The 13,252-nt window shown below is 74.7% G+C and carries 12 protein-coding genes and 1 pseudogene; 8 read left to right on the top strand and 5 right to left on the bottom strand.

Going from position 1 to position 13,252, the window contains the following annotated elements; translation table 11 throughout:
* Positions 1-18: 18 nt before the first annotated feature.
* The 3 genes and pseudogenes from IF30_RS0116910 to IF30_RS0116895 form a co-directional block, all read right to left on the bottom strand.
* On the bottom strand, positions 19-801 hold the full coding sequence (locus IF30_RS0116910; protein ID WP_030238491.1) for a TIGR04222 domain-containing membrane protein: 783 nt from the start codon (positions 799-801) through the stop codon (positions 19-21).
* A gap of 162 nt (positions 802-963) precedes the next feature.
* Entirely contained in the window at positions 964-2,031 is a 1,068-nt protein-coding gene (locus tag IF30_RS0116905; RefSeq protein ID WP_051710448.1) for a TIGR04222 domain-containing membrane protein, read from the bottom strand.
* 30 nt (positions 2,032-2,061) lie between these two features.
* A pseudogene (locus IF30_RS0116895) lies at positions 2,062-3,383 on the bottom strand (DUF692 domain-containing protein).
* 273 nt (positions 3,384-3,656) lie between these two features.
* Here IF30_RS0116895 and IF30_RS0116890 point away from each other — a divergent pair.
* From IF30_RS0116890 to IF30_RS0116855, 8 genes are all read left to right on the top strand, one after another.
* Entirely contained in the window at positions 3,657-4,595 is a 939-nt protein-coding gene (locus IF30_RS0116890) for a GNAT family N-acetyltransferase (protein ID WP_030238480.1), read from the top strand.
* Positions 4,596-4,700: 105 nt separating this feature from the next.
* On the top strand, positions 4,701-5,504 hold the full coding sequence (locus IF30_RS0116885; RefSeq protein WP_030238478.1) for a hypothetical protein: 804 nt from the start codon (positions 4,701-4,703) through the stop codon (positions 5,502-5,504).
* Positions 5,505-5,625: 121 nt separating this feature from the next.
* Entirely contained in the window at positions 5,626-6,636 is a 1,011-nt protein-coding gene (locus tag IF30_RS0116880) for an MBL fold metallo-hydrolase (protein ID WP_030238477.1), read from the top strand.
* A 105-nt stretch (positions 6,637-6,741) separates the two neighbouring features.
* Positions 6,742-8,493, top strand: coding sequence for an ATP-binding protein (locus IF30_RS0116875; protein WP_051710445.1), 1,752 nt, complete (start codon positions 6,742-6,744; stop codon positions 8,491-8,493).
* The gene (locus tag IF30_RS0116870) at positions 8,490-8,921 is read left to right on the top strand and encodes a roadblock/LC7 domain-containing protein (protein ID WP_030238472.1); all 432 of its coding nucleotides are present in this window, start codon (positions 8,490-8,492) and stop codon (positions 8,919-8,921) included. The genes IF30_RS0116875 and IF30_RS0116870 overlap by 4 nt, the downstream gene beginning before the upstream one ends.
* On the top strand, positions 8,918-9,268 hold the full coding sequence (locus IF30_RS0116865; protein ID WP_030238470.1) for a DUF742 domain-containing protein: 351 nt from the start codon (positions 8,918-8,920) through the stop codon (positions 9,266-9,268). The genes IF30_RS0116870 and IF30_RS0116865 overlap by 4 nt, the downstream gene beginning before the upstream one ends.
* Positions 9,269-9,404: 136 nt before the next feature.
* Entirely contained in the window at positions 9,405-10,049 is a 645-nt protein-coding gene (locus IF30_RS0116860; RefSeq protein WP_078891449.1) for a GTP-binding protein, read from the top strand.
* On the top strand, positions 10,046-11,239 hold the full coding sequence (locus tag IF30_RS0116855; RefSeq protein WP_030238465.1) for a cytochrome P450: 1,194 nt from the start codon (positions 10,046-10,048) through the stop codon (positions 11,237-11,239). The genes IF30_RS0116860 and IF30_RS0116855 overlap by 4 nt, the downstream gene beginning before the upstream one ends.
* Positions 11,240-11,331: 92 nt before the next feature.
* Here IF30_RS0116855 and msrB read toward each other — a convergent pair whose 3' ends face one another.
* Entirely contained in the window at positions 11,332-11,736 is a 405-nt protein-coding gene (gene msrB / locus IF30_RS0116850; RefSeq protein ID WP_030238463.1) for a peptide-methionine (R)-S-oxide reductase MsrB, read from the bottom strand.
* Between the two features lie 47 nt (positions 11,737-11,783).
* Complete coding sequence (murC, locus tag IF30_RS0116845) at positions 11,784-13,172, bottom strand: UDP-N-acetylmuramate--L-alanine ligase (RefSeq protein ID WP_037900219.1); 1,389 nt, start codon at positions 13,170-13,172, stop codon at positions 11,784-11,786.
* Between the last annotated feature and the right edge of the window lie 80 nt (positions 13,173-13,252).

The raw sequence follows: 13,252 nt of genomic DNA, 5'->3' as shown, positions 1-13,252 counted from the left end.
GTCGGGGGAGCCGGCCTCTCAGTTGCGGTGCGGTCGCAGGGCGGCGCGCAGGCGGGCGTCGGGGAGGGCGGCCGGGCCGTTCATGGCGACGGCGGTGAGCAGTTCGCGCTCCTCGTCGTCGGCGAGGCCGCGCTGCCGGGCCGGGCGCACCTCGCGCAGCACCTCCTGGCCGACCGGGGAGGCCCAGCGGGTGTACGGGTAGACGTCGACCCGGGCCATCAGCAGCGTGCCGGAGGTGAGCACCAGCGGCAGCGAGAACCAGGCGAGCGGGGCGAGCGTGTCGCCGCCGGTGAAGCCGCTGACGGCCAGGGAGGCGGCCAGTAGAAGCAGCGACAGCAGCAGGGCGTGCCGGACCTGCCGGACCACCACAAGGGTGTTGCGCTGCACCAGGGCCGGGGTGGCCAGTCCGGCCAGCGAGAGCCGGGCGCCGATCTCCCGCACGGTGGGGTGCTCGGCCATCGCCCGGCGCAACTCGTCCGTACGGCACTGGCCGTCGGGACCGACGGTGGCGACGACCGCCCGTTCCAGGCGGCTGCGGCCCCTGGGGTCGACCACCGTGGTCCAGCCGGTGTGGGCCAGGTGCAGCCGGCCCCGGCCGGCCATCAGGACGAGGGCCAGTTCGACCACCCGGTCCGGGCCGCCGGCCAGGTAGGCGGTCTCGTACAGCCCGATGCCGACGGCTTCCGGGGGGCGCAGCCCGTCCTGGTCGGCCAGGGCGTCGGCGGTGGCGGTCATCCGGACCAGCCGGAGGCAGGAGAGCACTGCCGCGACACAGGCCGGTATCAGGAACAGCAACCACATGGGCTTGTTGTATGCCTGGCCGGAGGGCGCGGGGAATGTCTTACCGGCCCGCGATACCGAACTGTGACGTCGGACGGGGGACGAACCGCCGTTCCGGGACGAACCGCCGCTCCGAACCCGGCCGCCGCTCCGAGCCGAACCGCGGTCGCCCCGGGGCGGCGGTCACGATCCGCAGCTGCTGCCGCAGCTCGACCCGCAGCTGGACGACGAGGAGCCGCAGCCGGACGACCCGCAGCTGGAGGAGGACGAGCCGCAACTGCTGGAGCCGGAGCCGCAGCTGGACGATCCGCACCCGCTGCCCCCGCCGCAGCTGGAGGATCCGGAGTCGGACGAGCCGCACCAGGCGGCCGAACTGCCGCAGGAGCTGGACGAAGAGGACGAGGACGAGGACGAGGACGAGGAGGCGAACGCGGACGAGCCGACGGCGGCCTGCCGCACCGCCTCCTCCTCGGCCACCGCGGCGAGCATCGCACCCTCCAGCTCCTGGTCGTCCAGCCCGGCGGCGGCCAGCCCGCCGAGCGCGAGCGCGCCCAGCAGCGCGCCGCCGGCCAGCTGGGGCGACACCCCGGAGTGGGGCGTCCACGGCGAGCCGCCCATCAGGCCCAGCTGGCGCTGCCCGGCCGGGGTGATCCGGCCCTTGACCGGCTTCGTGGCGAGCAGCGTGACGAAGCCCGCGGCCAGCAGGACGGCGGGGATCCCGAGGTTGGGGCGGTCGTGGCCGTAGGCGCCGTCGTCGAGCAGTTCGGAGGCCACGGCGAAGGCCGCCGTGACGAGCATCGCGAGCCAGAGCAGCCGGCGGGCGGTCCTGGCCCGCTGCAGCCGCTCGGGGCGGCGCATCAGGCCGCGGTCGGCGAGCCGGTCGCCGATCTCCTGGACGGCGGCGGAGCGCATCACCATCCGGCGCAGCGGGGCGAGTTCGCGGCTCCCCGTGGGGCCGACGGCCTCGTGGACCGCCTGGTCGACCGCGTCGTACGGCTTGGCGCCGGTGAGCGTGACCAGGCCGGCGCGGCTGATCACGGCCTGCTCGTTCATGTGCATCCGGACGAGGACGGTGTCGAACACCCGGCCCGGCCCGCCGGCCAGGAAGGCGGCGTCCAGCAGCGGCAGACCGCGGCCGGGCAGTCCCTTGGCGTACGGGACGTGGCCGACGCGCTGCCGGGTCAGGCTCGCGTACAGGGCGGCGGCCGCCAGCAGGACGGCCGGGACGAGGAAGTAGCTGTTGTGCCACATGGACGGTTCCCCCGAGGTGACGATGGTTCGCTAGCCGCGCAGGGCCCGGCGCAGACGCGCGAGCGGGCCGGGCGGTCGTACGGGTGCCGGGTCGAGCCACTGCTCCAGGGCCCGGCGGTGGTCGGCGGCGAGCGGGCCGCCGCCGGTGAGCACCCACGCGGCGAAGGACCGGGCGTCGGCGCGGTAGCCGCCGGTCTGCGGACGGGTGCGGGCGTAGTCGAGGAAGAGCGGCCCGTAGCGCGGCCCCAGCAGGCGGGGCAGGTCAGGGGCCACCTTCGCGGTGGTGTCGCGCCGCTTGGCGGCGAGGCCGGTGGACTGGGCGCGGACCTGGACCGGGTCGAAGCCGGGCGGGACGGGCCCGCCGGCCACCAGGGCGGCCAGCAGCTCCTCCTGGCGCCGGGCCAGGCGCTCCCGGGCGGTCGCGAGCGCCCGGTCGTCGCCGGGAGCCGGGGCCGCGGGCGGGTCGCTCATCACCGGGTGCTCCCCTCCAGCACCCGGCGGATGGCGTCCAGTTCACCGGCCAGCTCACTGGGCGGCGGGAAGTCTGCGTCGCGTTCGAGCAGCACGCCGGGCGGCGCCACCCGCGCGCAGAGCTCGGCCAGCACCTCCAGCACCGGTTCGGTGACGGGGTGGGCGTGGGTGTCGTGCCAGATCCCGTCGACCAGGGTGCCGCCCGCGACGTGGACGTAGGCCAGCGCCTCCAGCGGCAGGCGGCCGAGTTCGGCGGCCGGGTCGATGCCGAGGTTGACCCGGTTGGTGTGCAGGTTGGCGACGTCGATCAGGAGGCGGACGCCGGTGCGCCCGACCAGCTCGGCGAGGAACTCTGCCTCGGTGAACTCGTCGTCCGGCCAGGCGAGTTGGGCGGCGATGTTCTCCACGGCGAGCGGCACCGGGAGCAGGTCCTGGGCGATCCGGATGTTCTCGGCGATCACCCGCAGCGAGTCCCGGGTGCGGGGCACGGGCAGCAGGTGGCCGGCCTCCAGGCCGCCGGCCCGGACGAAGGCCAGGTGCTCGGTGACCAGCGGCGAGCCGAGCGCCAGCGCGGTGTCGGCGAGCCGGGCGAGCCGGTCGCGGTCGGGCAGGTCGGCGCCGCCGAGTCCGAGGCCGACGCCGTGCGGGACGACGGTGACGCCGCGGTCGCGCAGCACGGTCAGGGAGGGGGGCAGGTGGCCGGCGCAGACGTTCTCGGCGACCACCTCGACCCAGTCCAGGCCGGGCTGGCGTTCGACCACGGTGTCGATCTCGCCGCGCCAGCCGAGGCCGACGCCGAGGCGGGCGGGAGCGGCGGGCCGGGCGGGGGCGGCGTCGCCGCCGGTGGCCCGTACGGGCAGGTCCAGGGCAGGGGAAGTCATGGGTTCGCCCCCTTCGGAGGGCCGGGTGGGAAGGCCGTCGGGCGGTGCGGGCGTCGTCGCCAGGACCGCGCGGCCGTGTTGCTGAGGATGTCCCCGGCCGGGGTGGCTGCCAAGCCCCACCCGGCCTTCTCAGAGCATTATTTGAGCTTGCGGTCCTGGTGACGGGCGGGTTCGGACCCCGGCCGCGACCGCAACCCCCGGTGGGGTGCCCGGCCGGCGGGAAATTCGGAGGCGCCGCACGGCCGGAGGCGGCTAGCGTGGGAATCCATGACTATGACTTCTCCTCCCCTGACCATTCGTGAGTTCCGCCCCGAGGACGCCGAGGCCGTGGTGGCGGCCCACCAGGCCGGGCGCGAGCACCTGGTGATGACCGCCGCGGCCATGGTCTGGCTGAACGACCGGCACAATCCCGACGAGCACTTCCGCACCTTCGTCGCCGAGACGGACGGCCGGGTGGTCGGAGCGGTGCGCTGCGGTCTGGTGCTCGGGACGACGGCCAGGGGTGCCGGCTACGCCAACGGCAGCGTGCTGCCGGGGTTCCGGCGGCTCGGCGCGGCCACCGCGCTGCTGGCCGCGGCCGAACGGCACCTCGCGGAGCACGGGGTGACGGAGCTGTACACCTGGCTGGACGACGAGCCCGCCTCGCTGGCCTTCGGCGCCGCCCGGGGCTACGAGATCGGCCGCGCCGCCCAGTTCGGCGGCCTGGACCTGACACGGCCGCTGCCGCCGGCGCCCGCCCGGCCGGCCGGCGTCGAACTGCGCCCGGCCACCGACTGGGCGGCCGACCCGCGCCCGCTGTTCCTGGTCGAGGCGGACGCCATCCGGGACGAGCCCGGCGAGGTGCCGATGGACGCCCTGGAGTACGAGAACTGGCTGCGGTCCGACTGGGCGTGGCCGGACCTGGACCTCGGGCTGACCGTGGTCGCCGTGGTGGACGGCGAGCCGGCCGCGTTCACCATGGCGAAGACCGACGGGGTGGACCGCTACTGGTCGGCCTTCACCGCCTGCCGCCGGGAGTTCCGCGGCCGCGGCCTGAGCAAGCTGGCCAAGCGGGAGTCGCTGCGCCTGGCGGCCGCGGCGGGCTACCGCAGCGCGTACACCTCCAACGACGAGACCAACGCGCCGATGCTGGCGATCAACGAGTGGCTGGGGTACGAGCGCTGCGCCGGGGAGCGGAAGGGAATCAAGCGGCTCCAGCAACACTTCGGGTAGGAACCGTGGCGCGGCGAAAACGCCGCAAGGGGGGTATTTCCGGTCACGGGCGGGGACTTAACCAGGGCGTACGGTTCGTGGTCGAGTCTTCTCCCGGGGGACGATATGGACATCCTGCTCCAGGTGCTGATCGCATCGGTGCCGGCCGTGATGGGCTTCCTCGCGGCGCGCTCCCTCGCCCGGACCAGGCTGCTCCTGCGCTACGGCTTCCTGCGGGCGCTGCTGGCACCGTACGGCCGGGTGCAGATCATCACGCCGAGCATCGAGGTGGCGGAGTTCGCCTTCACCACGGACGGCTGCCAGTTGACCAGCCGCGGGCCGAAGAACGTGCTCTTCATGCCGATGGCGGAGGCCAGGGCGATAGCGGAGCTCACCGACCTGCTGCGGAAGGTCAACCGGAAGGCGACGATCGAGCTGGTGGTGGCGGGCGCGCAGGACCCGCGGATGCCGACCTTCTCGATCGGCGGCCCGAGCGTCAACTCCTACTCCGCGGGCGTGCTCGACGCGGTGTTCCCGGACTTCGCCATCGAGTACCCGGACGAGGCCCGGGCCCGGTGGGGCGGCATGACCTTCGAGGCGCTGTACAACCCCGCCGGGGAGCTGATCCGCGACCACGGCTTCGTCTTCGTGACCCGCACGCCCCGGCACGCGCCCTGCATCGTGCTCTGCGGGGTGTTCGCCTTCGGCTCCGCGATGGCGGTGGAGGCGCTGACGGCGGCGAGCCGCAACTCGCCGCTGGCGGCGCTGTTCCGCTCCGGGGAGAAAGGATTCGCCGCCGTCGAGGGGCGGGTGATCGGCCTGGACACCGTGGACGTCACGGTCGAGGTCTGCCGCGTCCTGCCCTCGCCGCGATCCGACGTCCCGTCGGGATTCCGGGGCGAACTGTCCGTGGGTCGTCCCGACCAGTGAGACAATTGGTCTCGACCACGTGGTGCGAATCCGGACAGCCCGGGAGAGACCGGGCCATGAACTCCGGTCGTCCGTAAAGGCTTTGCCCCACTCTCGACACATCGCGGGCATAATCGCGCCCATGACGATCAACCGTGCGAACGTGAGCGCGATTGCCGAGGACCTGTACGTGTGGCTCCCCCCGAAGCGGGGCTGGGGCCTGGCCAACTGCGGACTGCTGGCCTCCGAGGCGACCGCGCTGTGGATCGACACCCCCTACGACCCGTCGATGGCCGCGGAGTTCCTCGCCGCGAGCCGTGGGCTGCTGCCTCCCGGGGTCGAGATCGACCGGGTGGTCGTCACCCACGCCAACGGCGACCACCTGTGGGGCGCCGGGGTGCTGCCCGACGCCGAGGTCATCGCCACCCGGGAGGCACTGGAGCACATCCACTGGGAGCCCACCCCGCAGCAGCAGCACGCCCTGGTCAACGGCAGCGACCCGGACTCCCCGCTCGGCGGCTACCTCAAGGAGCACTTCGGGCGGTTCGACTGGTCCACCACCGAGCCGGTGCAGCCCGACACCGTCTTCACCGGCGAGCTGGAGCTGCGCGTCGGACGCCACCCCGTGCAGATCACCAGCCTCCCCGCCGCCCACACCGGCGGCGACCTGATCGTCCACCTCCCGCACCAGCGCGCGGTGTTCACCGGAGACGTGATCTTCTCCTCCACCCCCGAACAGCCCGGCGACCACCCCTCGCACTGGGCCGGCCCGCTGGAGAACATCATCGGCGCCTGCGAGCAGGCCCTCGCCACCGGAGCCGAGATCTTCGTACCCGGCCACGGCCCGGTGCTCGACCGCGAGGGCGTCCACGACCACATCGGCTACCTCGCGTACGTCCGCGAGCGCGCCCACGCCCTGCACGCCGCCGGAATACCCGCGCTGGACGCCGCCCGGCGGGTGATCGCCGAACAGCGCCACCCCGAACTCGGCCTGCCCGAGCGGCTGGTGCTCACCATCGCGGCCGAGCACCGGCACCTGGACGGCTCGGCGGCGCCGGGCGTCCTGGACGCCATGGGACAGGTCGCCCTGGTCGCCCGGGAACTGGCCGGGGAAGCCGGCCGGATCCCGCGCCCGCGCGCCGCCCAGGGCTGACCCGCCCGGGGCCCGCACCGCCCCGACCGGCCCGGCCGGCCCTACCGGCCCGACCCCGCGAGCACCCCGAGCACTCCGAGCACTCCGAGCACTCCGAGGACTTCGATGACGCTGATCGCGCTGATAGCCCTGGCGGTGGTCGCCGCCGTGGCCGCGGCCGTGCTCGCCCGGGGCCGGGCCGGAGCCGTCGCCCGGGCGACGGCCGCCGGAACCGCGCTCGCCCGCGCCGAGGACCGCACCCGCGCCGCCGAGGACGCCCTCCGGGCCGCCGAGGACCGCACCCGCGCCGCCGAGGACGCCCTCCGGGATGCCCAGGACGCGGCCCGGGACGCCCGGGAGACCGCCCGGGACGCCGCCCGGCAGGCCGCCGACGCGACCACCCGCGCCGAGGAGGCCGACCGCGCCCTCGCCGCCGCCGAGGCGCGCACCGCCGCGCTGCTCGCCGAGGTCGGCCACCTCGCTCGGGAACGGGTCGCCGCCACCGCCGTCCGGCTCACCCACGCCAACGCGCCGCTGGTCGGCCCGCTGGACCCGCAGGCCGTAGGCCCGGAGGCCGTCCGGGCGCTGCAGTCCGTCCTGGACGCCGCCACCGCCGCCCTCGCCGACGAGCGGGAGCGGGTGGACGCCGCCGCCCGCGCCGCCATGCGCGGCGCCACCTCCCGGATCCAGACCCTGCTGTACCAGATCCAGAGCCTCGTCCAGCAGCTCCAGCACGACAACGACGACCCCCGGCTGCTGGAGGTCGACTTCCGCAACGAGGTCGCCCTGCGCCGGATCCAGACCGTCGCCGTGCTCTGCGAGGCCTGGCCGGGCCTGGCCCGCACCGACTCCCCGCTTGCCGAGGTGGTCGTCGGCGCGCTCTCCCGGGTGCCCGGCTACGGCCGGATCAAGGTCGCCAACCACCTGCGGGAGCACCGGCTCGCCGTGGTCGCCCGGGCCGCCGAGCCGATCGCCGTCACCATCGCCGAACTGCTCGCCAACGCCACCGCCTACTCCCACCCGGAGACCGACGTCCCAGTGACCGTCCAGCAGGGCGGCCGCGGCGCGCTGGTGATCATCGACGACAGCGGCATCGGCATGGACGAGGACCAGCTCCGCCGCGCCCGCCGACTGCTGGCCGGGCCGCCGGACGTCCTGCTCACCGAGCTCGGCAACCCGCCCAAGACCGGTTTCGCGGTGATCGGCAAACTGGCCCGCCAGTACGGCTTCTCCTGCCACATCGAGCCGTCGCCGTACGGCGGCATGCGGACCATCCTGCGCATCCCGGCCGCGCTGGTGACCGTCGTGGACGACGGGCAGCCGCTGTCGGTGCTCACCCCGCTGCCGCTGCGGGCCGGCTCCGGGCCCGCCCACGCGCCCACCGTCGCCGCCGTCCCACCGATGCGCGACGCCGACGAGCAGGACGGCCCGCGGCTCGCCGACCGCCACCACCAGCCGGGCCCGCACCCGGCGCCGGCCATCCACGTGGTGCCCGCCCGGGGCGCGGGCGGGCAGGCGGCGGACGCTGCGGCAGGGGACGCTCCGGCGGTGGACACCGGCGTCGAGGACTCCCCGGCGGACGACGGCACCGGCCTGCCCACCCGGCGGCGCCGCCGCCCGCTCGCCGCCGAGGGGACGGACGCGCCCGTCGCCGCCCCCGGGCGGACCCCGGAGCAGGCCGCCGCCCACTGGCAGGCGCTGCAGCGGGGCACCGACTCCGGCCGGGCCGCCGTGGCCCGGGCGGCGCACGAGGACGCCGTACGCGAGGACAACGGACGTACGACCGGCACCACCGGCACCACCGGCACCACCCCCGCCGACCGTCCCACCGGTGACCACACCACCGGCCCGACGACCTCAGAAGGAGCCGAGCAGTGAGCAGCACGCCCAGCCCGAACGCCACCGACGACATCTCGTGGGTGCTGACCCCGCTGCTGGAGCTGCCGGGGGTGCTGCACGCGGTCGTCGCCACCGGTGACGGACTGGTCGAGGGCGCCTCGGCCGGCCTGGAGCGCGCCTCCGCCGAGCGGGTCGCCGCGATGACCGCCACCGTGCACGCCGCCGCCCGCGCCTTCACCGGCGCGTTCACCGACGCCGAGCGGCCCCGGCTGGCCCAGACCGTGGTGGAGTCCGATCTCGGCTACGCCATCGTCGTCCCCGCCGGGGAGAACACGTCGCTCGCCGTGTTCACCTCCCCGGACGCCCAACTCGGCAACGTGTCGTACCAGATGCAGGTGCAGGTCGCCGCCCTGGGCCGCGCGCTCGCGAGCCCGTGCCGGCAGCAGGACGACGCCGGCCGGTCATGACCGCCCCCCGCAGGCGGATGGTGCCCGCCTACCTGGCCACCGGCGGCCGCAGTCGCCCCGGCACCCAGGGCTTCGAGCGGCTGACCGTCCTGTTCGCCGACCGTGCCGAACCGCCGACCGGGCTCGAACCCGAACACCGGCGGCTCTGGGACCTGCTGCGCCCCGGCGCGCTGACCGTGGCGGAGGCCGCCGCGCACCTGCGCCTGCCGGTCAGCGCCACCGTCTTCCTCGCGGCCGACCTGGTCGAGGCGGGCTGCCTGCACGCCCGCGCGCCGATCCCCGGCGCCCAGCAGACCGACCGCTCCATCGTCGAGAGGCTCCTCGTTGGACTCCGTGCACTCCGGTGACCAGTTGGACTCCGTGGACTCCGTGGCCTCCGTGCACTCCGGTGACCAAGGCGGCCACGCGGGCAGCAACCCGGAGGGTCACCCCGGCGGGGAGGCGAGCCGGGTGGGCTACCTGCCGGACCGGGACCAGACGCTGATGAAGCTGGTCATCGCCGGCCCGTTCGGGGTCGGCAAGACCACGCTCATCCGCACGCTCTCCGAGATCGCCACCCTGCACACCGAGGAGGCGATGACCGAGACCGGACGCCCGGTGGACGACCTGGCCGGCCTGCCCGAGAAGGCCACCACGACCGTCGCCGTGGACTTCGGCCGACTCACCCTGCCCGGCAGCGTCGTGCTCTACCTGTTCGGCACCCCCGGTCAGCGCCGCTTCTTCCCGCTCTGGCAGGACATCGCCCGTGGCGCGCTGGGCGCCCTGGTGCTCGCCGACACCCGCCGGCTGGCCGACTCCTTCGAGATCATGGACATGGTCGAGGAGCAGGGCCTGCCGTACGCCGTCGCCGTCAACCGCTTCCCGGACGCGCCGGTCCACCCGGCCGGGGTGCTCCGGGCCCACCTGGACCTGCACCCCGCCACCCCGCTGCTGCTCTGCGACGCCCGCGAGCGCGACAGCAGCCTGGACGCGCTGATCACGCTGGCCGAGCACGTCCTGGAGGTCCTGCCCGCCACCTCCGCCGGCACCCCCGCCGTCGCCCCCGCCGTCGCCCCCGACGCCGCTTCCACCGGTTCTTCCACCGGCTCTTCCCCCGCTTCTTCCACCGCCGCCGAGGAGCGCCCGTGACCGTCGAGACCCGCCCGATCCCGATCCACGGCCCGGTCTTCGCCGCCGACCCGCGACTGGTGTACGAGCGGCTGCGCCGCCACGGCCCGATCGCCCCGGTGGAGATCGCGCCCGGCGTGGAGGCGCTGCTCGTCACCGACTACCAGGCCGCGCTGGACCTGCTGCGCGACAGCGACACCTTCTCCAAGGACTCCCGCGCCTGGCAGCGGACGATCCCGCCGGACTCCCCGCTGCTGCCGGTGCTCGGCTACCGCCCGACCGCGCTGTTCAGCGACGGCGACACGCACGCGCGCTACCGTGCGGTGATCACCGACGCCCTGGCGCTGTTCGAACCGCACCGGCTGCAGCGCCAGGTCGCCGAGACCGCCCACCGGCTGATCGACCGCTTCGCGGCGGTCGGCCGCGCCGACCTGATCGCCGAGTACGCCCGCCGGCTGCCCGCCTTCGTGCTCACCACCTGGTTCGGCGTGCCCGAGGAGCACCGCGAGCGGGTGGTCGCCGGGATCACCGGGCTGATCGAGTCCACCGCGAAGGCCGGCGCGGCGTACGGCGACCTCGTCGCGGTGGTCACCGCCATGGTCGCCGAGCGCCGCGAGCGCCCCCGGCACGACCTCGCCTCCTGGTTCGTCACCCACCCCGTCGGGCTGGACGACGACGAGGTGATCCGGCAGATCACCCTGACCCTGATCGCCGGGCACGAGCCGACCACCAACCTGATCGGCAACGCCCTGCTGCGCCTGCTCACCGACGCCCGCTACGCCGGTTCGCTGTTCGGCGGCGCGATGACCGCCCACCAGGCGATCGACGAGGTGCTCTGGCACGAGCCGCCGATGGCCAACCTCTCCGCCCACTACCCGCGCTACGACATCACCTTCCACGGCCGCGAGATCAAGGCCGGCACCCTCCTGCTGGTCTCCTACGCGGCCGCCAACTCCCAGGTCGCGCCGCCCACCGACGGCAGCGAGCTGCGCAGCGGCGAGAGCGCGCACCTGGCCTGGGCGGCCGGCCCGCACGCCTGCCCGGCCCGCGATCCGGCCCTGCTGATCGCGATCACCGCGATCGAGCAGCTGGGCAGCCGGCTCAGTGATCTCCAACCGGCCGCCCCGGTCGAGGAGTTGCTCTGGCGTCCGGGCCCGTTCCACCGCGCCCTGGTGCACCTCCCGGTCCGCTTCCAGCCGGTCGCCGGGTAGCTCCGGGGAGGGCAGCACGGAGGCCCGGACACCGTACGGCGGTGTCCGGGCCTCCGGTGTCACCGGTGCTACCGGCCGGTGTCCGGCGGGTGCTACTCGGCGGGCCTGAGCGTCAGCGAGACGCTGTTGATGCAGTACCGCTGGTCGGTCGGCGTGCCGTAGCCCTCGCCCTCGAAGACGTGCCCCAGGTGCCCGCCGCAGCGCGCGCACCGCACCTCGACCCGGCGCATGCCGAGCGAGGTGTCCTCGATGTACTGGACCCGGTCCTCCGCCAGCGGCGCGTAGTACGACGGCCAGCCGCAGTGGCTGTCGAACTTGGTCTCGGAGCTGAACAGCTCCGCGCCGCAGGCCCGGCAGCTGTAGACGCCGACCGTCTTGGTGTCGGTGTACTCACCGGTGAACGGACGCTCGGTGCCCGCCTCGCGGAGCACGTGGTACTCCTCGGGGCTGAGCTGGGCGCGCCACTCGGCCTCGGACTTCTCGATGTCGTAGCTCATCACGGCTCCCGGTCGCGGTGGACGTACGTCGGACGTGTGGACGTACGTCAGACGTTGGAGGCAACGTTCGCGAGGTGCTCCAGAATTTCTGGCCCGAGGTTGGTGACGTCGCCGGCGCCCATGGTGAGCAGCAGGTCGCCCGGGCCGGCGAGGCCGGCCAGCAGGGCGGGGGCGGCGGCGAAGGAGTGCTCGGCGGTGACCTCGGCGCCGGCCCGGCGGGCGGCGTCGATGATCAGCTCGCTGGTCACGCCCGGGATCGGGTCCTCGCGGGCCGGGTAGATGTCCAGCACCACGGAGGCGTCGGCCAGCGCCAGGGCCTGGCCCATCTCCTCGGCGAGCTGCTGGGTGCGGCTGAACAGGTGCGGCTGGAAGACCACCAGCACCCGGCCCTCGCCCTCCAGGCCCTCCCGGATCGCCTCCAGGTCGGCGGCCATCTCGGTCGGGTGGTGGGCGTAGGAGTCGATCACCTGGACCCCGGCGGCCTCGCCCTTGAGCTGCAGGCGGCGGCGCACGCCGGTGTAGGCGCCGAGCGCCTTGGCCAGGTCCTCGGCGGGGACGCCCAGCGCGACGCCGGCGGCCAGCGCGGAGACGGCGTTGTGGGCGTAGTGCCGGCCGGGCACCGAGACGGTGAAGGTCAGCTCGGTGCCGTCCAGGACGACGGTGACCTCGCTGGTCATGCCGCGGGCGACGACCGAGAGCACCCGGACGTCGGCGTCCTCGGCGGTGCCGACGGTCACCACGTTCAGGTCCTCGCGGCCGGCCACTCGGGTGGTCAGCTCGCGGGCGCCGTCGTGGTCGGCCGAGACCACCAGGGTGCCGCCGGGCACGATCCGGCCGACGAAGGTCTCGAAGGACTCGTAGATCTCGTCGATCGAGGCGTAGTTGGCGTGGTGGTCCAGCTCCACGTTGAGCACGATCGCCACCTCGGGCGCGTACTTGTGGAAGCTGCGGTCGCTCTCGTCGGCCTCGGCGACGAAGATCTCGCCGGTGCCGTGGTGGGCGTTGGAGCCGGGCGCGTCGAGGTCCCCGCCGATGGCGTAGGACGGGTCGAGGCCCAGCTCGCCGAGGGCGACGGCGAGCATGCTGGTGGTGGTGGTCTTGCCGTGGGTGCCGGCCACCGCGAGGGCCCGGCGGCCGCCCATCAGCGCGGCCAGCGCGTCGGAGCGGTGCACGACCGGGATGCCGCGCTCGCGGGCCGCCGCCAGCTCCGGGTTGTCGGGGCGGATCGCGCTGGACACGACCACGCTGCTGGTGCCGTCCGGCACGTGCTCGGCGGCGTGGCCGACGTGCACGGTGGCGCCGAGGGCGCGCAGCGCGAGGACGGTCTCGGACTCCTTGGAGTCGCTGCCGGAGACGCTGGCACCGCGCACTGCGAGGATCTTCGCCAGGCCGGACATCCCGGCGCCGCCGATGCCGATGAAGTGCGGGGCGTGCAGGTCGTGCGCGGCGTCGTTCAAGGCGTGGCTCCGTACGGGCGGGGGCAGACAGGGCGGGCGGACGGTTCCGTGGGCGTGTC

The organism is Streptomyces sp. NRRL S-350, assembly GCF_000719705.1.
Lineage (GTDB): Bacteria > Actinomycetota > Actinomycetes > Streptomycetales > Streptomycetaceae > Kitasatospora.
Note: the sequence above shows the minus strand (reverse complement) of the source record. Positions and strands in the feature narration are given on the sequence as shown.